The organism is unidentified bacterial endosymbiont (genome assembly GCF_918320885.1).
GTDB lineage: Bacteria > Pseudomonadota > Gammaproteobacteria > Enterobacterales.
Genome location: NZ_OU907312.1, coordinates 438,794 through 459,983, shown reverse-complemented (window position 1 = coordinate 459,983; position 21,190 = coordinate 438,794). Strand labels below are relative to the sequence as shown.

Below are 21,190 nucleotides of genomic sequence, written 5' to 3'. Positions count from 1 at the left end.
ATGGATCTTCTGTAGTCTAACCCATAAACATGCTTGGCACCGCCTTAGTGCTCTAATAAGCCTGTGACTCACCACCATCAAGAGGAATATTAGCACCGTTTAAGTGTGTTGAGTGATCAGAAATCATAAACGATACTAATTTTGCCAAATCTTCTGGTTTTCCATAAGATTTTAAGGGTATCAATGCTGCATTTTTAGAGAGCTGCTCTTCAAAGGAAATATTTTTTGAAATTGCCTGTTCTTCTATTCTTTTGATGTGAAATTGAGTTAATAGAGGGCCAGGAGAAACAGCATTAACGCGAATTTTTCGTTCAGCAAAAAAGTGCACTAGATTTTTAACTTCACCAATCCAGGCAAGACGTATCACGTTAGTATTAGGATAATTTGGCATATAATTTCTCGAGGTATTGCCTGCAATAACCACAAGACTACCCTTAGGCTGAATATGTAAATTAAATAACTTTACAACTTCAAGAGGACCGATAAAACATTCCAAAAATGCTTTCGACCACGCTGGCTTATTAGGAATATTCTCCTTGCTTAAAAGTGGTCTAGGACCGATAAGGACCAGACCTTTAAGGGAGTTGACGGGGATTTTTTTGGCGGTATTTTCAATTGTTTTCGTATCTGTAAACTCTATTACTTCAGTTGTTATAGCTATATTTTTGTATTTTTTATTAATCTCATTTTTTAAATCGGATAATTTTTCCTGACTTCTACCAGTCAGTATTAAGTCATAGCCCTCTGAGGCGAGATGAAGAGAAATTTTTTGTCCTAATTCACCGGTACTGGCTGTGACCATCACAGTATTATTGGAATTAGCCTGAACCGTTAAATAAAATAAAGAAATACAGAGTGCCAGCAATACTCTACTATTAACAATATAGCGTATTCTGGATGTAAGAATGTATGATTTTGATCTATTAATACACATTGATAGGTTATCTATTTGTAAAATCAGGCGCATACAGTACTGCAAACAAAGGCCTAATACAACAAAAAAATTACTTCTTGATTTGAAGGGGTTTTGAAGGGGGTGTTGATCTAGTTTTGACTGAATGGCTGTGTTTATTTGCTCGGCGGTGACCTACTCTAACATGGGGAGACCCCACACGACCATCGGCGCTGCAACGTTTCACTTCTGAGTTCGGAATGGATTCAGGTGGGTCCATCGCGCTATTGCCACCAAGCAAATAAATACAAACACTCTAACCACCTCTGGATATTAGCGATAACTCCCTGCCCCTAAAGTCACTCTGGTGTTGTAGGGTTAAGCCTCTCGGGCTATTAGTACTGGTTAGCTCAATTCATTACCGAACTTACACACCCAGCCTATCAACGTCGTCGTCTTCAACAACCCTTCCAGAGCTTTTCGCTCAGGGATGACTCATCTTGGGGCAAGCTTCCCGCTTAGATGCTTTCAGCGGTTATCTCTTCCGCACTTGGCTACCAGGCGATGCCACTGGCGTGACAACCCGTACACCAGCGGTGCGTCCATTTCGGTCCTCTCGTACTAGAAATAGCTCCCCTCAATCATCCAACGCCCACGGCAGATAGGGACCGAACTGTCTCACGACGTTCTAAACCCAGCTCGCGTACCACTTTAAATGGCGAACAGCCATACCCTTGGGACCTACTTCAGCCCCAGGATGTGATGAGCCGACATCGAGGTGCCAAACACCGCCGTCGATATGAACTCTTGGGCGGTATCAGCCTGTTATCCCCGGAGTACCTTTTATCCGTTGAGCGATGGCCCTTCCATTCAGAACCACCGGATCACTAAGACCTGCTTTCGCATCTGCTCGACTCGTCCGTCTCGCAGTTAAGCGGGCTTTTGCCTTTGCACTAACCTCACGATGTCCGACCGTGATTAGCCCACCTTTGCACTCCTCCGTTACTCTTTGGGAGGAGACCGCCCCAGTCAAACTACCCACCAGACACTGTCCTTATCCCGGTTAACGGCAACAAGTTAGAACATCAAACTTCAAAGAGTGGTATTTCAACAACGGCTCCCCGCAGACTGGCGTCTACAGCTCTCAGCCTCCCACCTATCCTACACATCAAAGTTCAATGACCAATGTCAAGCTATAGTAAAGGTTCACGGGGTCTTTCCGTCTTGCCGCGGGTACACTGCATCTTCACAGCAATTTCAATTTCACTGAGTCTCGGGTGGAGACAGCGTGGCCATCATTACGCCATTCGTGCAGGTCGGAACTTACCCGACAAGGAATTTCGCTACCTTAGGACCGTTATAGTTACGGCCGCCGTTTACCGGGGCTTCAATCCAGAGCTTCTCTTCGCAGATAACCCCTTTTATTAACCTTCCGGCACCGGGCAGGCGTCACACCCTATACTTCCACTTACGTGTTTGCAGAGTGCTGTGTTTTTATTAAACAGTTGCAGCCACCTGGTCTCTGCGACCCGCCAAAGCTCAAAGCGTCTCAGCTCATCACCCCAGCAGGCGTGCCTTCTCCCGAAGTTACGGCACCATTTTGCCTAGTTCCTTCACCCGAGTTCTCTCATACGCCTTAGTATTCTCTACCTGACCACCTGTGTCGGTTTGCGGTACGATTCATCATAGCCTTTCGCTTAGAGGCTTTTCCTGGAAGTCCAGCATCAACTACTTCAGCTCCTAAAAGCCTCGTCTTAACGCCTCAGTGTTCACAAATGTGCGGATTTTCCTACACACTCCACCTATACGCTTGAACCAGGTTCCCCCTCGCGGGTTACCAACGCCTGGATAGCCTAGCTCCCTTCGTCCCCCCTTCGCAGCTACAACAAGTACGGGAATATTAACCCGTTGTCCATCAACTACGCCTTTCGGCCTCGCTTTAGGGGTCGACTCAACCTGCCTCGAAAATCGTTGGACAGGAACCCTCGGTCTTTCGGCGAGCGGGTCTTTCACCCGCTTTATCGTTACTCATGTCAGCATTCGCTCTTCTGATACCTCCAGCTCGCCTCACAGCTCACCTTCAACAGCCTACAGAACGCTCCCCTACCCATCAGGCAGTGTCAATCACTCAACACCACCCAATGCCGCAGCTTCGGTGGATGGCTTTAGCCCCGTTAAATCTTCCGCGCAGTCCGACTCGACCAGTGAGCTATTACGCTTTCTTTAAATGATGGCTGCTTCTAAGCCAACATCCTGGCTGTCTTCGCCTTACCACCTCGTTTCCCACTTAGCCATCACTTCGGGACCTTAGCTGGCGGTCTGGGTTGTTTCCCTCTCCACGACGAACGTTAGCACCCGCCGTGTGTCTCCTGCAGTAAAATTTGTCAGTATTCGTAGTTTGCATCAGCTCGGTAACCAAGGTTGGCCCCTCACAGAAACAGTGCTCTACCCCCAACAATTACCCGCAAGGCGCTACCTAAATAGCTTTCGGGGAGAACCAGCTATCTCCCGGTTTGATTGGTCTTTCACCCCTAGCCACACGTCATCCGCTACTTTTTCAACAGTAGTCGGTTCGGTCCTCCAATTGGCTTTACCCAACCTTCAACCTGCACATGGCTAGCTCACCGGGTTTCGGGTCTATATCAAGCGACTAATTCGCCCTGTTAAGACTCGGTTTCCCTACGGCTCCCCTAACGGTTAACCTCGCCACTCAACATAACTCGCTGACCCATTATACAAAAGGTACGCAGTCACCAAATTACTCCTCAGCTCCCACTGCTTGTACGTACACGGTTTCAGGTTCTATTTCACTCCCCTCCCGGGGTTCTTTTCGCCTTTCCCTCACGGTACTCGTTCACTATCGGTCAGTCAGGAGTATTTAGCCTTGGAGGATGGTCCCCCCTTCTTCAAACAGGATTTCTCGTGTCCCGCCCTACTCTTCGAGTCCAAATAGTCACGCCATTTCAGGTACGGGGCTATCACCCTCTATCGCCAGCCTTTCCAGACCATTCCCCTATAACATCACTACATACAGACTCCGGGCTCTCTCCCTTTCGCTCGCCACTACTCAGGAGATCTCAATTGATTTCTTTTCCTCTGGGTACTGAGATGTTTCAGTTCCCCAGGTTCGCCTCTACACCCTATCTATTCAAGTGCAGATACCGTCCAATAACGGTGGGTTTCCCCATTCGGACATCGTTAACTCAAACGCTTCTTCTCAGCTCGCCAACGCTTTTCGCAGAGTAGTACGTCCTTCTTCGCCTCTGACTGCCTAGGCATCCCCCGTGTACGCTTAGTCACTTAACCCTACAACCCACAATAACCTTCAGGGCTATATCGCTAATATCCAAATTGTTAAAGAACTCACAAAAATCACAGATCACAATACAGGCTCTCCCATACCCCAACCTCTGACTCCTGTTTTCTGCTTTCTGCTTTCTAAATACATGGTGGAGCTAAGCGGGATCGAACCGCTGACCTCCTGCGTGCAAGGCAGGCGCTCTCCCAGCTGAGCTATAGCCCCAAGTCAATGATGGTGGGTCTGGGTGGACTCGAACCACCGACCTCACCCTTATCAGGGGTGCACTCTAACCACCTGAGCTACAGACCCACTTCAGACATTAGAAATCAGGTTTTTATCTGACTTCTGGCATAACCCCTAACAAACAATCTCTGTGAGCACTCAACTTCTCATCACCCTACGTCGTAGCACCTGCTTTTAACTTCAGTAAGGAGGTGATCCAACCACAGGTTCCCCTACGGTTACCTTGTTACGACTTCACCCCAGTCATGAACCACACCGTGGTAAGCGCCCTCCCTTTCAGGTTAAGCAACCCACTTCTGGTACAGCCCACTCCCATGGTGTGACGGGCGGTGTGTACAAGGCCCGGGAACGTATTCACCGCGACATTCTGATTCGCGATTACTAGCGATTCCTACTTCATGGAGTCGAGTTGCAGACTCCAATCCGGACTATGACTAACTTTATGAGATTCGCTCACCATCGCTGGTTCGCAGCCCTTTGTATTAGCCATTGTAGCACGCGTGTAGCCCTACTCGTAAGGGCCATGATGACTTGACGTCATCCCCACCTTCCTCCGGTTTGTCACCGGCAGTCTCCTTTGAGTTCCCACCATAACGTGCTGGCAAAAAAGGATAGGGGTTGCGCTCGTTGCGGGACTTAACCCAACATTTCACAACACGAGCTGACGACAGCCATGCAGCACCTGTCTCAGAGCTCCCGAAGGCACAATCACATCTCTGCAATCTTCTCTGGATGTCAAGAGTAGGTAAGGTTCTTCGCGTTGCATCGAATTAAACCGCATGCTCCACCGCTTGTGCGGGCCCCCGTCAATTCATTTGAGTTTTAACCTTGCGGCCGTACTCCCCAGGCGGTCGACTTAACGCGTTAGCTCCGGAAGCCACAGAACAAAGTCCGCAACCTCCAAGTCGACATCGTTTACAGCGTGGACTACCAGGGTATCTAATCCTGTTTGCTCCCCACGCTTTCGCTCCTCAGCGTCAGTCACTGTCCAGGGGGCCGCCTTCGCCACCGGTATTCCTCCAGATCTCTACGCATTTCACCGCTACACCTGGAATTCTACCCCCCTCTACAGCACTCTAGCTCACCAGTCTTAAATGCCATTCCTAGGTTGAGCCCAGGGATTTCACACCTAACTTAATCAACCGCCTACAAGCCCTTTACGCCCAGTAATTCCGATTAACGCTCGCACCCTCCGTATTACCGCGGCTGCTGGCACGGAGTTAGCCGGTGCTTCTTCTGCGGGTAACGTCAATGAATCAGGCTATTAACCCCACCCACTTCCTCCCCGCTGAAAGTGCTTTACAACCCGAAGGCCTTCTTCACACACGCGGCATGGCTGCATCAGGCTTTCGCCCATTGTGCAATATTCCCCACTGCTGCCTCCCGTAGGAGTCTGGGCCGTATCTCAGTCCCAGTGTGGCTGGTCATCCTCTCAGACCAGCTAGAGATCGTCGCCTAGGTGAGCCGTTACCCCACCTACTAGCTAATCTCATCTGGGTTCCTCTAATGGCAAGTGGCCCGTAGGTCCCACCCTTTGCTCCTCAGAGTTCATGCGGTATTAGCCACCGTTTCCAGTGGTTATCCCCCTCCATTAGTCAGATCCCCAGACTTTACTCACCCGTCCGCCACTCGTCGGCAGAGAGCCTAAACTCCCCCCGCTACCGTTCGACTTGCATGTGTTAGGCCTGCCGCCAGCGTTCAATCTGAGCCATGATCAAACTCTTCAATTTAACTTCTATTCATCGTAAAACCCTTCAGTCCTACAACGCAGAAGTCACTCAAAATTAAGTGCCCACATAGATTGTTTGTCAATTTTTTAAAGAACTGTTAGCCATCTACTACCATCTCTCTTGCTAAAAAACGCTGCTCTTACCGAGCGGTTTCGCTTTCTAACGAAGAGGCTGCATTATAGAAGGTGAATGGAATAGTGCAAGCTTTTTGTTGAGATTATCTGCTGTCATTCGAAAAAACTAATGGTTATCCACCATCGGTTCAGCCGTTCCCGGACGATCCATCAGACCAATATAAGCCATTGGAGCATTATCCCCCTCCCGGAAGCCACACTTTAAAATATGCGTGTACCCACCAGGACGCGTGGCAAAACGAGGGGCTAACTCATCAAATAATTTAGTCATGGCTGCTCTATCCCGCAGCCGTGCAACAACTAAACGACGCTTAGCCAATCCACCCCGCTTAGCTAAGGTGATTAGCGGTTCAATCACTCGACGCAGCTCCTTGGCTTTCGGCAGTGTTGTCTTAATCAACTCATGGGACACTAAAGCACTGGCTAGGTTGCACAACATGGCTTGTCGATGACTGCTAGTACGATTTAATTTACGACCACTGTTACGATGGTTCATAGCGCTACCTTTCTTAAACCAGTGAATTCTACAACGTTTTTAATGTTCAACCATGCTGCTGGGTGGCCAATTTTCCAGACGCATTCCCAATGACAGGCCTCGTGAAGCTAAAACATCCTTGATCTCTGTCAACGATTTTTTCCCTAAATTAGGGGTTTTCAGCAGTTCCACTTCCGTGCGCTGGACGAGATCACCAATATAGTGAATCGCCTCTGCCTTCAGACAGTTAGCAGACCGTACGGTTAATTCAAGATCATCCACGGTTCTCAATAAAATGGGATCAAAGTCAAGCTTCTCTTTTTTAACCTCTGGTTGCCGAATATCCCGAAGATCAACAAAGGACTCCAACTGCTCAGCCAAAATAGTCGCTGCCTGACGAATGGCCTCCTCAGGATTGATCACCCCATTGGTTTCCATTTCAATGATCAGTTTGTCTAAATCCGTACGCCGCTCAACCCGGGCCGCTTCAACCGTATAAACAATCCGTTCAATAGGGCTATAACAAGCATCTACCAATAGACAACCCACTGGGCGTTCCATCACTTCAGCCTGCAACAGAGAAGCTGCGGGGACATAACCGCGTCCACGCTGAATCTTAATGCGCATATTCAGAACAGCTTGTTCATCGGTCAGATGACAGATAACCTGTTGAGGGTTAACAATCTCAACATCATTATTTGGCTTAATATCGGCCGCTGTGACTAACCCAATACCACTTTTTTTAAGGTATAGAAAAGCTTCATCACCACTCTTTAATTTAACTGCCAATCCTTTCAAATTGAGCAGTAGCTCTAAGATGTCCTCCTGGATCCCCTCTTTAGTGCTGTACTCATGCAGTATCCCCTCAATTTCTACTTCAGTGACTGCACAGCCCGGCATTGATGAGAGCAAAATACGACGTAGCGCATTACCAAGCGTATGACCAAAACCACGTTCCAATGGCTCAAGCGTCACCTTCGCATGGGTTGGGCTGATTTGCTCAATATCGACCAAACGTGGCTTAAGAAACTCGGTTGCAGACCCCTGCATTGTGTCCCCTCTAAATTTGGTACGCTGCTCTACTTGGAGTAGAGTTCAACTATCAAGTGCTCATTGATGTCTGCAGAGAGATCGGAGCGCTCAGGTAACCGTTTAAAAACCCCTTCCATTTTGCTGACATCGACTTCCAGCCAAACTGGTCTTTCCCGCTGCTCTCCTAACTCTAGAGCTGCTTTAATACGTAGCTGCTTCTTAGCTTTTTCTCGTACTTTAATGACATCATTAGAAGAGACTTGGAAAGAAGCGATATTAACAATCCGATCGTTGACCAACACTGATTTATGACTGACCATTTGACGCGCCTCTGCACGCGTTGCACCAAACCCCATCCGATAAACCACGTTATCCAACCGTCCCTCTAATAATAGCAATAATGTTTCACCTGTATTGCCCTTGAGGCTGGCAGCTTTCTTATAATAATTACGAAACTGCCGCTCTAACAGGCCGTACATTCGACGAACTTTCTGTTTTTCACGCAGCTGAACCCCGTAGTCAGACAGCCTTGGTTTACGGGCTCCATGTTGTCCCGGCGGCATATCCGCTTTACATTTGCTTTCTAATGCACGGACACCTGACAATAAAAACAGATCCGTGCCTTCACGGCGACTTAACTTGAGCTTTGGGCCCAAATATCTAGCCATCTTGCTTCTCCAACTTAATGCACAGCGACACTAAACACGGCGCTTTTTCGGCGGGCGACAGCCATTGTGAGGAATGGGCGTCACGTCAGTAATATTAGTGATTCGAAAACCCGCTGCATTCAATGCGCGAATGGTAGGCTCGCGGCCTGGACCAGGGCCTTTGACCATCACTTCTAAGTTTTTCATGCCAAACTCTTTAACCATTTCCGAGCAGCGCTCGGCAGCCACTTGTGCGGCAAATGGCGTCGACTTACGTGAACCACGGAAACCCGATCCACCAGCGGTTGCCCAGGCAAGTGTATTGCCCTGATGATCAGTGATGGTAACAATAGTATTGTTAAACGAGGCGTGGATATGCGCCATTCCATCAGCAACCTGCTTTTTGATTCGTTTACGGGTACGAACGGGGACTTTTGCCATTATTCAATCGCTCTTATCACTTTTTAATCGCTTTACGCGGCCCTTTACGAGTCCGTGCATTGGTCTTGGTCCGTTGTCCACGCACTGGTAGACCTCGACGATGCCGTAAACCACGATAACAGCCTAGGTCCATCAATCGTTTGATACTTAACGTAACCTGACGTCGCAGATCACCCTCTACGGTATAGTTAGCAACCGCATTACGCAATTTATCAATCTGCTCTTCAGATAACTCACTGATCTTAGCGTGCACTGCCACACCCGTCTCATCGAGGATCTTTTGAGAACGGCTGATGCCAATGCCATAAATAGCTGTTAAAGCGATTAAAGCATGCTTTTGATCAGGAATGTTAATGCCTGCTATACGGGCCACTAGGCACTCCTATAATTTTATTGAAGTAACACCGGTCTGGAAAGCCCGTTTTAAGATCCCGTACCTGTGCTACTAACCGTTAAAAATTGACCGCACAATCTAACCAATAAACGGTCAGTTTGCAAGAAAAAACATCCAAAACTACCCTTGGCGCTGCTTATGCTTGGGCTCTTCACAAATGATCCGCACAATACCATGCCGCTTAATCACTTTACAGTGACGGCACAATTTTTTTACAGAAGCACGTACTTTCATCACTCGACCTCTCAAAATTCTATAATAGAAACATTTTTAATCATGCTATCTTTTGATTACTGGACCGTACTGGTAATTCATGAGTTGTGTTTTAATTTGAGTCATAAACTCCATAATGACCACCACAACAATTAACAGGGAAGTTCCTCCAAAGTAAAACGGTACCTTTCGAGCAATCATCAAGAATTCAGGAATAAGACAAATAAAGCTAATATAAAAAGCACCAATCAATGTTAAACGCGTCATTATTTTATCAATATAGCGTGCGGTCTGTTCTCCAGGACGGATACCCATTATCAGCCCTCCCTGCTTTTTCAATTCATTGGCCATCTCTCGTGGATTAAATACCAAGGCTGTATAAAAAAAGCAGAAAAAAATAATCGCTGCAGCGTACAGCATGACATACAGTGGCTGACCCGGTTGTAACATCAGTGATAATTTAGATAACCACGTCAAGTGAGCACTGTTACTAAACCACTTCGCTAAAGTCCCAGGAAACAAAATAAGACTAGAGGCAAAAATTGCGGGGATAACCCCTGCCATGTTGACCTTAAGCGGCAATGGGGTGGTACGCGCTAATGATTCACGTCTTCCTTGCTGCTGCTTTGGATAATGGATGGTAATATTCCGTTGTCCCTGCTCAATAAAGACCACAAAATAGGTCACTAAAAACATCATGACAGCAATCAACAACAGCAGCAGAATGCCTATCTCACCTTGACGCGCCTGCTCTATCGTTTCGATAATAGTCGGTGGCAGGTTGGCAACAATCCCAGTAAAGATAATGAGTGAAACACCATTACCGACTTCACGCTCAGTGATCTGCTCGCCCAACCACATCAGGAACATCGTCCCGGTGATTAAACTCACCGTGGCTACAAAGTAAAAACTAAAACTAGGATCAAGCACGAGGCCAGGAACCATTTTGGGCAGTCCAACGGTAATTCCAACCGCATTAAAGATAGCCAAAATAAAAGCACCATACCGGGTATATTGGCTTATTTTTCGCCGGCCAGACTCTCCCTCTTTTTTCAATTCAATAAAGGCTGGATGCACCACCGTTAGTAGCTGTACGATGATAGAGGCTGAGATATAAGGCATGATACCTAAGGAGAAAATCGATGCCCGCCTGAGTGCGCCGCCAGAAAACATATTAAACATTTCAACGATCGTGCCGCGCTGCTGCTCAAACAATGACGTCAACACGGCCACATTAACGCCAGGGATTGGAATAAAAGAACCTGCACGGAATACAATGATCATGCCAAAAACAAACAATAAGCGAAACGCTAGTTCGCTGACATGATTTTGAGTGTGCTGGTGCTTAATCACTGGCTTTTTCATACTATTTAAACCTACCCTTCGACGCTGCCGCCTAACGCTTCGATAGCTGCTTTAGCCCCTTTGGTTGAACGCAAGCCACGTACTGTGATGGCACGCTCGATCGCTCCTGAGGCGATAATTTTAACAAACTTGATATTGCGGTCGATCAGGTTAGCCGTTTTCAGACACTCTAAGTCAATGACAGTATCTGCTAATCGGTTTAAGCTGGATAGCCGGACTTCCGCAGTGAGGAGTGCTTTTTGAGACGTAAAACCAAATTTCGGTAAGCGACGATGCAGAGGCGTCTGCCCCCCTTCGAAGCCACGTCTCACTTTGCCGCCCGCACGAGCCTTCTGGCCTTTATGCCCCTTTCCAGAGGTCTTGCCCAGTCCTGATCCTATCCCACGACCTAAGCGCTTTGCAGCTTGCTTAGCCCCTGGTGCTGGCGAGAGACTATTTAAGTGCATCAGCTTGCTCCTCTACTTTAACCATATAGGACACTTGATTGACCATTCCCCGTATCTCAGGCGTGTCTAAACGGACCACCGTGTGATTAATCCGTCGCAACCCTAACCCCTGTAAAGTCGCTTTGTGTTTTGGTAGGCGCCCAATGGCACTTTTAGTTTGGGTGATTGCCAGGAGATTTTTCATGGTGGTTATCCTAAAATTTCCTCAACGGTTTTACCCCGTTTAGCCGCCACTAATTCAGGAGTCTTCATCTTCCTTAAGGCATCCACTGTGGCACGGACGACATTGACAGCATTGGTAGAGCCATAGGTTTTAGCCAATACATTATGCACGCCGGCCACTTCTAGCAGTGCCCGCATAGCGCCACCAGCGATGATCCCGGTCCCTTCAGAGGCAGGCTGCATAAATACTTGCGAGCCTGTATGACTTCCCTTGATAGTATGTTGTAAAGTGCCGTTGTTCAGTACGATACTCAACATATTCCTGCGGGCTTTCTCCATGGCTTTTTGAATAGCAGCAGGCACTTCACGCGCTTTGCCATAACCAAAACCAACGCGACCATTGCCGTCACCCACTACTGTTAACGCGGTAAAACTAAAAATTCGACCGCCTTTTACTGTCTTAGAAACCCGATTTACCGTAATCAGCTTCTCTTGTAGATCACCTACTTGCTTTTCGATACGTGCCATGTTTATTCTCTACTTTAAAACTGGAGGCCTGCTTCTCTAGCCGCGTCGGCTAACGATTGAACACGCCCATGATACTGAAAACCAGAACGATCAAAAGCCACCTGCTGAACACCCTTTGCTAACGCACGCTCAGCAATCGAACGACCAACTATGACTGCCGCCGCTTTGTTTCCAGTATACTTCAACTGCTCTTTAATGCCTTTCTCGGCGGTAGAAGCAGACGCTAGAACCTCTGAGCCGTTAGCAGCAATCACTTGTGCATAAATATGACGAGGGGTACGATGCACCAGTAACCGGATCGCAACCAGCCTTTTTATAGTACAACGCGTCCGCATTGCACGACGAATACGAGCAGCTTTTTTATTCATAGCATCACCTTACTTCTTCTTAGCCTCTTTAAGCCGTACAGTTTCATCGGCATAACGAACTCCCTTGCCTTTGTAAGGCTCTGGAGGGCGATAGCCCCGCAAATCTGCAGCAACCTGGCCAACCAGCTGCTTATCAATACCCTTGACGACAATTTCAGTCGGCGTTGCGCATTCAGCCGTAATACCCTTAGGCAATACGTGCTCAATAGGATGTGAATAACCTAAACTCAAGTGAACCATTCCCTCTTTCACTTGAGCACGATAGCCAACGCCGACCAATTGCAATTTTTTACTAAACCCATCAGTAACCCCGACCACCATGGCATTCACCAAAGAGCGAGCCGTACCCGCTTGAGCCTTAGCTTGGCTAGCCTCACCAGCCTGTAATGAAAAATGGAGGCTGGCATCCTTCTGCTCAATCATTACCGCAGAATGCAGCGTACGCATGAGCGTCCCCCGCTGACCCGTTACAGTGATCTGTTGACCATTTAGCGTGACCTCTACAGCGGCTGAAAGGGTCACCGGTACCTTAGCAATTCGAGACATGCTTTAATCTCCACATTAGGCGACGTAACAGATAATTTCGCCACCTAAACAGGCTTGGCGTGCTGCACGATCAGTCATGATCCCTTTGGAGGTTGAAACAACAGCAATCCCTAACCCCCCCATCACTTTGGGCAGCTCATCTCTCTTTTTGTAGATGCGTAACCCGGGTCGGCTGACCCGTTGAATGGTTTCTAGTACCGGTTGCCCTTCGAAATACTTCAAAGTAATTTCTAGAGACGGCTTAACGGTGTCTGTTGTTACAAAATCTTTAATGTAACCCTCTGCTTTTAAAACCTGAGCAATCGCCAGTTTTAACTTAGAAGCGGGCATAGTGACTACGCTCTTATTCGCTGATTGACCATTACGGAGGCGGGTCAGCATATCCGCAATCGGATCTTGCATGCTCATCTATATTTAACTCCCATGATTGAAGCGGTGGCCTTACCAGCTTGATTTTCTTAAGCCAGGTATCTCACCGCGCATGGCGGCTTCACGCACCTTGATTCGTGATAGACCGAACTGTCGCAAAAAAGCATGGGGCCGGCCAGTCTGACGACAACGATGCCGCTGACGGCTAGGACTGGAGTCACGCGGCAACAGCTGTAATTTTAAAACAGCACTCCAGCGACTCTCTTCGCTAATAGCCTTATCAGAGATAATAGCCTTAAGCTCGGCACGTTTCGTAGCAAACTTTTTAACCAATTGAGTACGCTTCACTTCACGTGCTTTCATTGACTGCTTAGCCATGAGTTACTCTACCTTCTTTTCTTCTTTACGGAACGGAAAATTAAAGGCAGCTAATAATGCATGGCCTTCTTTATCAGAGCGCGCGATGATCGAAATCGTGACATCTAAACCTCGTTGCTTATCCACGCCATCATAATCTATTTCGGGAAAAATGGTCTGATCACGGATACCCATACTGTAGTTACCCCGGCCATCAAATGCCTTTGGGCTTAAACCACGAAAGTCACGTATCCGTGGGATTGCAATGGTATTTAAACGTTCAAGAAAATCCCACATTAGCTTTTTCCGCAAGGTGACCTTACAACCAATCGGGTACCCTTGGCGAATTTTAAAGCCTGCAACCGATTTACGGGCTTTGGTCACCACTGGTTTTTGCCCTGAAATAGCTGCTAGACTAGCCACTGCACTCTCTAATATTTTCTTATCCGCAACTGCTGCGCCGACACCCATGTTCAAAGTGATTTTATCAATCCTCGGGACTTGCATGACAGAGGCATAGCCAAACTGTTCTTTTAACTGTTGGACTACCTGTTCTTTGTAATAATCATGCAGTTTCGCCATTACTTACCCCACCGTTAACCATTATTTGATCGTTTCGCCACTAGATTTAAAAAAACGCACTTTTTTGTCGTTTTCAAAACGAAAACCAACCCGGTCCGCTTTACCAGTCGCTGCATTAAATAGCGCAACATTAGAGGCCTGCAAAGCAGCCTCTTTCTCAACAATACCGGCTGAAATTCCTAGCGCTGGTACTGGTTTTTGATGTTTTTTAACTAAATTAACATTCTCGACAATGACCTTGCCTGTCGGCAGTACCTGGGTCACTCGTCCCCGCTTACCACGGTCTTTGCCTGCTAATACGATGACTTCATCATTACTGCGAATTTTGGTTGCCATGCATCGCCTCTTTATAGTACTTCCGGGGCCAAAGAGATTACTTTCATAAATTTCTCAGAGCGCAGTTCACGCGTGACCGGTCCGAAAATACGGGTTCCAATGGGCTGCTCATTATTGTTACTTAACAAAACGCACGCATTGGAATCGAAACGCAGCACCGAGCCATCTGGGCGACGTATTCCCTTGCGAGTGCGCACGACCACCGCTTTGAGAACGTCCCCTTTTTTAACTTTTCCGCGTGGGATAGCCTCTTTTATGGTGATCTTAATAACATCACCGACAGCGGCATAACGACGGCGTGAACCACCCAGAACCTTAATACACATGACGCGACGTGCACCAGAGTTGTCCGCTACTGTCAACATCGTCTGTTCTTGGATCATGTTAAAACTCCACGCTTGTCCATGAGTAAAACTACTTGCTTTTCACAGCGCTGCTTAAACTGCAATGATCACAGTACTGTTTTGCTGCTGTTTCCGTTACAGTCTGACTATAACGGCGCTTTTTCCACAATACTCACCAAGGCCCAGGACTTATTTTTAGACAATGGCCGGCATTGGCGAATTTCAACAACGTCCCCAATACTACAGGCGTTATCTTCATCATGCGCCTGCAGTTTGGTGGTACGTTGAATAAACTTGCCATATAAGGGGTGTTTCACTTTACGCTGAATGGCGACCACAATAGATTTCTGCATTTTATTGCTGACCACTGCGCCCTGTAGCGTACGAATTTTATCGCTCATCCTGCACCTTTTTTTGCGTCAGAATTGTCTTAATACGGGCCACATCACGCCGTGCCTCTCTTAACCGGTTGAGCTGTTTCATTTGGCCTGAAGCTTTTTGCATTCTCAGATTAAACTGCTCACGCAGTAGTTCCAATAATTGCGCTTGCAAGGCTTCAGCACTCTGTTCTCGTAATACAGAGGCTTTCATGACATCACCGCCTTGGAGACAAACGTGGTTTTGATCGGTAATTTTGCAGCCGCTAGCCTAAAGGCCTCACGTACCAACTCTTCAGAAACACCGCCGACTTCATACAGCATCTTGCCAGGTTGCACTAAAGCGACCCAATACTCAACACTTCCTTTCCCTTTTCCCATCCGAACCTCTAAAGGCTTCTTGGTGATGGGCTTGTCAGGAAAGACTCTAATCCAGATTTTTCCTTGACGTTTAATGCCCCGAACCATGGCACGACGGGCCGCTTCAATTTGCCTAGCAGTCAAACGTCCTCGATCCACTGCTTTTAAACCGAAGGTGCCGAAACTGACCTCGACACCTTTTCCCAAGCCGCGATTGCGACCTTTTTGCATTTTACGAAATTTGGTGCGTTTTGGTTGCAACATCCTAGAATCCCCTTACTTACGGCCTTTACGATGTTGTCTCTTCGGCTGCACCGCAGGCTTTTCAGTCTGCTGAGAAGCTACCATGCCGCCTAAGATTTCACCCTTAAAGATCCACACTTTGACCCCGATGATTCCATAGGTGGTATGCGCCTCACTGAGGCTATAATCAATATCGGCACGGAGTGTATGTAAAGGAACACGCCCTTCTCGATACCACTCTGTACGTGCAATTTCTGCACCGCCTAGACGGCCACTCACCTGCACCCTGATCCCTTTAGCACCAACCCGCATAGCATTTTGTACTGCACGCTTCATGGCACGACGAAACATAATCCGCCGCTCTAATTGCGATGCGATGCTATCAGCGACTAACTTGGCATCTAGTTCCGGTTTACGGACTTCAGCAATATTGACTTGCGCTGGAACCTGCGCAATATCGCCAATAGCTTGCCTGAGTTTCTCAATATCCTCGCCTTTCTTACCAATGACGATACCAGGACGAGCCGTGTGAATGGTCACGCGGATTGTTTTCGCTGGACGTTCGATGGTAATCCGCGAGATTGACGCTTTGGCTAATTTTTTATTTAAAAATTGACGCAATTTAAAATCGCTGTCCAAGTTGTCAGCAAAGTCTTTACTATTAGCATACCAGGTAGAGTTCCAGGGTTTTACAATACCCAGTCGCATACCAATTGGATGGACTTTCTGGCCCATGATGATTCTCCAGAGTTTCAGCGATCAGACACAACCACAGTGATGTGGCTTGTGCGCTTTAAGATGCGATCAGCGCGCCCTTTAGCCCTTGGCAGGGTGCGTTTCATACTGGGGCCTTCATCAACATAAATTTTAGTGATTGTCAGCTCGTCGATATCTGCGCCAGCATTGTGTTCAGCATTGGCAATGGCAGATTCCACCACTTTTTTGGTGAGATCAGCCGCCTTTTTATTGGTATAGGTCAAAATATCTAGGGCTTGTGCAACCCGCTTGCCACGAACCAAATCAGCAACTAACCGCGCTTTCTGAGCAGAGGTGCGCGCGTAACGATGTTTAGCGATAGTTTCCATCTCAGGTCCTTATTAGCGCTTCTTAACCTTTTTGTCAGCTGCATGACCACGATACGTACGGGTCGGTGCAAACTCACCCAGCTTGTGCCCTACCATCTCTTCAGAGACGAAGACCGGCACATGCTGGCGACCGTTGTGGGTAGCTATCGTTAAACCAATCATTTGTGGAATGACCATCGAACGACGAGACCAGGTTTTAATCGGCTTTTTATCTCCGCTTTCCACCGCTTTCTCTACCTTCTTCAGCAAGTGCAGGTCAATGTAGGGACCTTTCTTGAGAGAACGTGGCATGCGTTATCCTCTAAAATTAAACAATTATTGACTACGGCGGCGTAGGATATAGCTATCAGTACGCTTGTTATGGCGGGTCTTTTTACCTTTAGTCTGCACACCCCAGGGAGTGACGGGGTGTTTACCAAAGTTACGACCTTCCCCCCCACCGTGCGGGTGATCCACCGGATTCATTGCCGTACCGCGAACGGTCGGACGAATACCACGCCAACGACTAGCCCCTGCTTTACCCAGCTCACGCAACATATGCTCTGCATTGCCGACTTCACCAATCGTGGCTCGGCAATCTGCCAACACCTTGCGCATCTCACCTGAGCGCAAACGCAACGTGACGTAAGCGTTTTCACGCGCGACCAGCTGTACATAAGCACCGGCTGATCGGGCTAACTGCCCGCCTCTCCCTGGCTTCATTTCCACATTGTGGACCACGCTGCCAACTGGGATATTGCGCATCGGCAAGGCATTACCAATTTTGATAGGGGCATCATTGCCGGATTGAATGAGTGATCCAGCCTTTAAATTTTTAGGGGCCAAGACATAACGACGTTCACCATCTTTGTAGAGCACTAGCGCAATATTGGCCGAGCGATTGGGATCATACTCCAGACGTTCAACGACCGCCGAAATGCCATCTTTATTTCTTTTAAAATCGATCAGACGATAATGCTTTTTATGTCCCCCACCGATATGGCGTGTGGTGATCCGTCCATGGTTGTTACGGCCGCCGGTATTACTCTTTTTTTGCAGTAACGGCGCATGCGGCTTTCCCTTATGCAGTTCAGGGTTGACGACCTTAACCATATGACGGCGGCCTGGGGAGGTCGGCTTACATTTAATAACAGCCATCTTGTTCTATTCCTTCGACTTACTGCGTACCGTCGGGCAACGCTATGGACTGACCGGCTTTTAAGGTCACGTAGGCTTTTTTCCAATCACTACAACGTCCTACTCGACCACCACGCCGTTTGACTTTTCCTTTGACGATTAAAGTCTGAACAGACTGCACGTCAGTACTAAACAGCTTTTTAATCGCTGCTTTGATCTGCGCTTTAGTGGCCTCTTTAGCAACTTTAAAAATAACGGTGTTGTTTTTCTCATGAACCCTAGTCGCTTTTTCAGAGATATGCGGACTACGTAACACCCTCAGTAAACGCTCTTCGGAGATCATGCTAATAGTTCCTCAAGTTGACTGACGGCTTCGGTGGTCATGAGCACTTTATCAAAGGTGATTAAGCTCAATGGATTGAGCGCTGCCACCTCCAAAACATCTACTGTCGTTAAATTACGAGTGGCTAACAGCAAATTTTTATCCAACACGTTGGTGACGATGAGCACGTTGTCTAAGGCCATTGCTTTGAGTTTCTGCACCAATAGCTTGGTTTTTGGTGCTTCTACCGTGAAGGCCTCCACAACCACTAGGCGCCCTTGACGCACTAACTCCGAGAGGATACTCCGCAAGGCGCCGCGGTACATCTTTTTATTGACTTTCTGCTCATAATTTTGAGGCTTGGCGGCAAAAGTGACCCCACCAGAACGCCATAAAGGGCTTTTAACTGAACCGGCCCGGGCGCGACCACTGCCTTTTTGTTTCCAGGGTTTCCTAGTGGATCCAGTCACTTCAGACCGGCTTTTCTGAGCTCGGCTTCCTTGGCGTCCACCCGCCTGATAGGCAACGAAGACTTGGTGTATGAGCGCTTCATTAAAATCACGCGCAAAAATTGTTTCAGCGACCTTTAGAGTATTAGGCGCATCTTGTATTGCTAATTCCATTCCTATCTCCTCGGAGGTTACGCCTTGACAGCCGGTTTCACAATCAAGTCTCCTCCAGTTGCACCGGGGACCGCGCCCTTGACCAACAATAGGTTTTTCTCAGCATCCACACGTACTATTTCCAAGCTCTGCACCGTGACTCGCTCCGCACCCAAATGACCTGCCATTTTTTTACCTTTAAAGACACGACCTGGCGTTTGGTTTTGACCAATGGATCCCGGTGCTCGATGTGACAAAGAGTTCCCGTGCGACATATCTTGGGTACGAAAATTCCAACGCTTAACAGCGCCGGCGAACCCTTTTCCTTTAGAGGTGCCCGTGACATCCACTTTCTTGACGTTAGCAAACTGTTCAACACTGATCGCTTGACCAACGACAAAGCTCGCTTCAGGGGTCATGGTGAATTCCCACAGGCCACGGCCTGCCGGTACGCTGACTTTGGCAAAATGACCCGCCTCTGGCTTATTGAGTCGGCTAGCTTTTTTACTACCAGTGGTCACTTGGATAGCGCAGTACCCATCATTTTTTACTGTTTTAACCTGAGTAACCCGGTTGGCTTCGATTTCAATCACCGTCACCGGGATGGAAACACCTTCTTCGGTGAAGATACGGGTCATGCCAACTTTACGGCCGATCAAACCAATCATTTTTTTTAACCTTTTTAAGCTTTATCGTACGGAAGGCCCCGACTGACGTAAGCTGATCTGCACATCCACGCCTGCAGCTAAATCTAAGCGCATCAGGGCATCCACAGTTTTTTCAGTCGGTTCAACGATATCAATGAGGCGTTTGTGGGTACGGGTTTCATACTGATCACGGGCATCTTTATTCGCATGGGGCGAAATCAATATGGTAAAACGGTCGATACACGTGGGCAGAGGAATGGGGCCACGCACCTGTGCTCCGGTACTTTTAGCCGTTCTAACGATCTGTGCAGTGGACTGATCGATGAGGCGGTGATCGAATGCCTTTAAGCGAATACGTATACGGGTCCTTTGGTTCTGCATGAGACCAACGCTCCAATCATTTAAAGCAAAAAAAAAAACCTCCATCCTGCTAGACAACACACAACGGAGAGAAATCAAACAGTGTTCTCCTATCGAGAACTTTCGGTACATTTACGATCGCTGCTGGTTAGCGGCTTCGCTAAATCTGAAGGCTAATGGGTGCTTTTCGCCACCCAACCTGGCAGAGCGGCAAATTATACCCTTAACTTCAAGCAACGCAAGCGAATTTACAATAAAAAATGCGGTTCCCTTGAACGCCTCACTGCGTGCTACTGGTTTAATAACCAGCGATCCAGCTGCTGTTGAAGCCACTCAACCCCCCAGCCTTTTAAAGCCGAAAAACCCATGATCTCAATATCCCCTTTGAAGGCTAGCAGTGCCTGACGAACGCTATACTCCTGTTTCTGGTAAGCACTTTGAGTGAGCTTATCTTTTTTGGTTAATACAATCAGCAGCGGCAGGGGCCGACTAACTGCCCACTGAATCATCTGCTGATCCAGTGGTTTTAGGGGGTGACGGCAGTCCATTAATAACACCACACCCTGTAACTGCCGGCGCTGATGCAGATAGCTCATCAGGGTCTGTTGCCAAATTTTTTTAACGCTATCGGGGACTTCAGCATAGCCATAACCTGGTAAATCCACTAAATAGGCCTGCTCCGCCACCTGAAACAGGTTGATCAAGCGGGTTCTACCAGGCAGTTTGCTGGTTCGCGCCAATTTTTTTTGCCCGGTAAGACGATTCAGGGCACTCGACTTACCGGCATTTGAGCGTCCCACTAAGGCGACTTCACGCCCCGACTGCTGGGGTAATTGATGGACCTCAGCAGCACTCGTGATAAAGCGCGCGTTGTGGTAATTGATTGTGGTCATCAACGGTATTCATCCTTATCTAAAAAAAGTAATCTCTGGGTGTGATCTAGGGAGTGATTGGCACTGCCAAGTTAGCTTACCCTACCTAGGGGTAGTTGAGGTTTTGGGTAGTGGTTTATCATGATTGGGGGGCGAATTTTATCGAGAAAATTCCCTATTGTGGTGAAAATCCTAACATAACCATCCATGAGGAAGAGTACCAAGATTTCAGATCAACAATTAGGTTAGCATTCAGCAGATAACCCTTGTAAAACTATCTATATGGAAGCTAAACAGAACG

The 21,190-nt window shown here is 47.8% G+C and carries 30 protein-coding genes, 2 tRNA genes and 3 rRNA genes; all 35 read right to left on the bottom strand.

Annotated features, from left to right (window positions below; translation table 11 throughout):
* Positions 1 to 52 precede the first annotated feature (52 nt).
* The 35 genes from NL324_RS02375 to yihA all read right to left on the bottom strand — a co-directional run bounded on the left by NL324_RS02375 (position 53) and on the right by yihA (position 20,910).
* Entirely contained in the window at positions 53 to 967 is a 915-nt protein-coding gene (locus NL324_RS02375; RefSeq protein WP_253306175.1) for an SDR family oxidoreductase, read from the bottom strand.
* A gap of 107 nt (positions 968 to 1,074) precedes the next feature.
* Positions 1,075 to 1,190 (bottom strand): 5S ribosomal RNA (rrf, locus tag NL324_RS02370).
* A gap of 76 nt (positions 1,191 to 1,266) precedes the next feature.
* A 23S ribosomal RNA gene (locus NL324_RS02365) occupies positions 1,267 to 4,198 on the bottom strand.
* Between the two features lie 141 nt (positions 4,199 to 4,339).
* Positions 4,340 to 4,415, bottom strand: a tRNA-Ala gene (locus NL324_RS02360).
* A 10-nt stretch (positions 4,416 to 4,425) separates the two neighbouring features.
* Positions 4,426 to 4,502, bottom strand: a tRNA-Ile gene (locus NL324_RS02355).
* A gap of 118 nt (positions 4,503 to 4,620) precedes the next feature.
* Positions 4,621 to 6,166: ribosomal RNA gene (locus NL324_RS02350) — 16S ribosomal RNA — on the bottom strand.
* Together the 16S, 23S and 5S rRNA genes with 2 tRNA genes alongside form the textbook arrangement of a ribosomal RNA operon.
* Before the next feature lie 240 nt (positions 6,167 to 6,406).
* Positions 6,407 to 6,796 carry a 50S ribosomal protein L17 gene (rplQ, locus tag NL324_RS02345; protein WP_253306174.1) on the bottom strand — a complete coding sequence of 130 codons (390 nt, stop codon included), beginning with the start codon at positions 6,794 to 6,796 and terminating at the stop codon, positions 6,407 to 6,409.
* Between the two features lie 39 nt (positions 6,797 to 6,835).
* On the bottom strand, positions 6,836 to 7,825 hold the full coding sequence (locus NL324_RS02340; RefSeq protein ID WP_253306173.1) for a DNA-directed RNA polymerase subunit alpha: 990 nt from the start codon (positions 7,823 to 7,825) through the stop codon (positions 6,836 to 6,838).
* Positions 7,826 to 7,854: 29 nt separating this feature from the next.
* The gene (gene rpsD / locus NL324_RS02335) at positions 7,855 to 8,475 is read right to left on the bottom strand and encodes a 30S ribosomal protein S4 (RefSeq protein WP_253306172.1); all 621 of its coding nucleotides are present in this window, start codon (positions 8,473 to 8,475) and stop codon (positions 7,855 to 7,857) included.
* Positions 8,476 to 8,505: 30 nt separating this feature from the next.
* Complete coding sequence (rpsK, locus tag NL324_RS02330) at positions 8,506 to 8,895, bottom strand: 30S ribosomal protein S11 (RefSeq protein WP_253306171.1); 390 nt, start codon at positions 8,893 to 8,895, stop codon at positions 8,506 to 8,508.
* A gap of 16 nt (positions 8,896 to 8,911) precedes the next feature.
* On the bottom strand, positions 8,912 to 9,268 hold the full coding sequence (gene rpsM / locus NL324_RS02325) for a 30S ribosomal protein S13 (protein WP_253306170.1): 357 nt from the start codon (positions 9,266 to 9,268) through the stop codon (positions 8,912 to 8,914).
* 141 nt (positions 9,269 to 9,409) lie between these two features.
* Complete coding sequence (rpmJ, locus tag NL324_RS02320; protein WP_253306169.1) at positions 9,410 to 9,523, bottom strand: 50S ribosomal protein L36; 114 nt, start codon at positions 9,521 to 9,523, stop codon at positions 9,410 to 9,412.
* 45 nt (positions 9,524 to 9,568) lie between these two features.
* On the bottom strand, positions 9,569 to 10,867 hold the full coding sequence (secY, locus tag NL324_RS02315) for a preprotein translocase subunit SecY (RefSeq protein ID WP_253306168.1): 1,299 nt from the start codon (positions 10,865 to 10,867) through the stop codon (positions 9,569 to 9,571).
* An 11-nt stretch (positions 10,868 to 10,878) separates the two neighbouring features.
* A complete protein-coding gene (gene rplO / locus NL324_RS02310; RefSeq protein WP_253306167.1) occupies positions 10,879 to 11,313 on the bottom strand; it encodes a 50S ribosomal protein L15 in 435 nt (144 codons plus the stop codon).
* Complete coding sequence (rpmD, locus tag NL324_RS02305) at positions 11,300 to 11,497, bottom strand: 50S ribosomal protein L30 (protein WP_253306166.1); 198 nt, start codon at positions 11,495 to 11,497, stop codon at positions 11,300 to 11,302. Before rpmD ends, rplO begins: the two co-directional genes overlap by 14 nt.
* A gap of 5 nt (positions 11,498 to 11,502) precedes the next feature.
* The gene (gene rpsE, locus NL324_RS02300; RefSeq protein WP_253306165.1) at positions 11,503 to 12,003 is read right to left on the bottom strand and encodes a 30S ribosomal protein S5; all 501 of its coding nucleotides are present in this window, start codon (positions 12,001 to 12,003) and stop codon (positions 11,503 to 11,505) included.
* Positions 12,004 to 12,017: 14 nt separating this feature from the next.
* Positions 12,018 to 12,371 carry a 50S ribosomal protein L18 gene (gene rplR, locus NL324_RS02295; RefSeq protein WP_253306164.1) on the bottom strand — a complete coding sequence of 118 codons (354 nt, stop codon included), beginning with the start codon at positions 12,369 to 12,371 and terminating at the stop codon, positions 12,018 to 12,020.
* Between the two features lie 9 nt (positions 12,372 to 12,380).
* Complete coding sequence (gene rplF / locus NL324_RS02290) at positions 12,381 to 12,917, bottom strand: 50S ribosomal protein L6 (RefSeq protein WP_253306163.1); 537 nt, start codon at positions 12,915 to 12,917, stop codon at positions 12,381 to 12,383.
* A 15-nt stretch (positions 12,918 to 12,932) separates the two neighbouring features.
* A complete protein-coding gene (rpsH, locus tag NL324_RS02285) occupies positions 12,933 to 13,325 on the bottom strand; it encodes a 30S ribosomal protein S8 (RefSeq protein ID WP_253306162.1) in 393 nt (130 codons plus the stop codon).
* A 33-nt stretch (positions 13,326 to 13,358) separates the two neighbouring features.
* Positions 13,359 to 13,664, bottom strand: coding sequence for a 30S ribosomal protein S14 (gene rpsN, locus NL324_RS02280; RefSeq protein ID WP_253306161.1), 306 nt, complete (start codon positions 13,662 to 13,664; stop codon positions 13,359 to 13,361).
* A gap of 3 nt (positions 13,665 to 13,667) precedes the next feature.
* A complete protein-coding gene (gene rplE, locus NL324_RS02275; protein WP_253306160.1) occupies positions 13,668 to 14,225 on the bottom strand; it encodes a 50S ribosomal protein L5 in 558 nt (185 codons plus the stop codon).
* Between the two features lie 21 nt (positions 14,226 to 14,246).
* Entirely contained in the window at positions 14,247 to 14,561 is a 315-nt protein-coding gene (gene rplX / locus NL324_RS02270) for a 50S ribosomal protein L24 (protein ID WP_253306159.1), read from the bottom strand.
* Between the two features lie 11 nt (positions 14,562 to 14,572).
* Positions 14,573 to 14,944 (bottom strand): 50S ribosomal protein L14, encoded by a 372-nt coding sequence (gene rplN / locus NL324_RS02265; protein ID WP_253306158.1) that lies wholly within the window; start codon positions 14,942 to 14,944, stop codon positions 14,573 to 14,575.
* Positions 14,945 to 15,051: 107 nt separating this feature from the next.
* Positions 15,052 to 15,306, bottom strand: a complete 255-nt coding sequence (rpsQ, locus tag NL324_RS02260) for a 30S ribosomal protein S17 (RefSeq protein WP_253306157.1) — start codon at positions 15,304 to 15,306, stop codon at positions 15,052 to 15,054.
* A complete protein-coding gene (rpmC, locus tag NL324_RS02255) occupies positions 15,296 to 15,496 on the bottom strand; it encodes a 50S ribosomal protein L29 (protein ID WP_253306156.1) in 201 nt (66 codons plus the stop codon). The genes rpsQ and rpmC overlap by 11 nt, the downstream gene beginning before the upstream one ends.
* Positions 15,493 to 15,906 (bottom strand): 50S ribosomal protein L16, encoded by a 414-nt coding sequence (rplP, locus tag NL324_RS02250; RefSeq protein ID WP_253306155.1) that lies wholly within the window; start codon positions 15,904 to 15,906, stop codon positions 15,493 to 15,495. The genes rpmC and rplP overlap by 4 nt, the downstream gene beginning before the upstream one ends.
* Positions 15,907 to 15,918: 12 nt before the next feature.
* Positions 15,919 to 16,620: a 30S ribosomal protein S3 gene (gene rpsC / locus NL324_RS02245; RefSeq protein ID WP_253306154.1), complete on the bottom strand. Its 702-nt coding sequence runs from the start codon at positions 16,618 to 16,620 to the stop codon at positions 15,919 to 15,921.
* Positions 16,621 to 16,637: 17 nt separating this feature from the next.
* Positions 16,638 to 16,970 carry a 50S ribosomal protein L22 gene (gene rplV / locus NL324_RS02240; RefSeq protein WP_253306153.1) on the bottom strand — a complete coding sequence of 111 codons (333 nt, stop codon included), beginning with the start codon at positions 16,968 to 16,970 and terminating at the stop codon, positions 16,638 to 16,640.
* Between the two features lie 12 nt (positions 16,971 to 16,982).
* Positions 16,983 to 17,261, bottom strand: coding sequence for a 30S ribosomal protein S19 (gene rpsS, locus NL324_RS02235; RefSeq protein ID WP_253306152.1), 279 nt, complete (start codon positions 17,259 to 17,261; stop codon positions 16,983 to 16,985).
* 24 nt (positions 17,262 to 17,285) lie between these two features.
* Entirely contained in the window at positions 17,286 to 18,107 is an 822-nt protein-coding gene (gene rplB / locus NL324_RS02230) for a 50S ribosomal protein L2 (protein WP_253306151.1), read from the bottom strand.
* A gap of 19 nt (positions 18,108 to 18,126) precedes the next feature.
* Positions 18,127 to 18,429 carry a 50S ribosomal protein L23 gene (gene rplW, locus NL324_RS02225; protein WP_253306150.1) on the bottom strand — a complete coding sequence of 101 codons (303 nt, stop codon included), beginning with the start codon at positions 18,427 to 18,429 and terminating at the stop codon, positions 18,127 to 18,129.
* Positions 18,426 to 19,031 (bottom strand): 50S ribosomal protein L4, encoded by a 606-nt coding sequence (gene rplD / locus NL324_RS02220; RefSeq protein WP_253306149.1) that lies wholly within the window; start codon positions 19,029 to 19,031, stop codon positions 18,426 to 18,428. Before rplD ends, rplW begins: the two co-directional genes overlap by 4 nt.
* Positions 19,032 to 19,048: 17 nt before the next feature.
* A complete protein-coding gene (gene rplC, locus NL324_RS02215) occupies positions 19,049 to 19,678 on the bottom strand; it encodes a 50S ribosomal protein L3 (protein ID WP_253306148.1) in 630 nt (209 codons plus the stop codon).
* A 21-nt stretch (positions 19,679 to 19,699) separates the two neighbouring features.
* A complete protein-coding gene (gene rpsJ / locus NL324_RS02210) occupies positions 19,700 to 20,038 on the bottom strand; it encodes a 30S ribosomal protein S10 (protein WP_253306147.1) in 339 nt (112 codons plus the stop codon).
* 269 nt (positions 20,039 to 20,307) lie between these two features.
* Positions 20,308 to 20,910: a ribosome biogenesis GTP-binding protein YihA/YsxC gene (gene yihA, locus NL324_RS02205; protein WP_253306146.1), complete on the bottom strand. Its 603-nt coding sequence runs from the start codon at positions 20,908 to 20,910 to the stop codon at positions 20,308 to 20,310.
* Positions 20,911 to 21,190 lie beyond the last annotated feature (280 nt).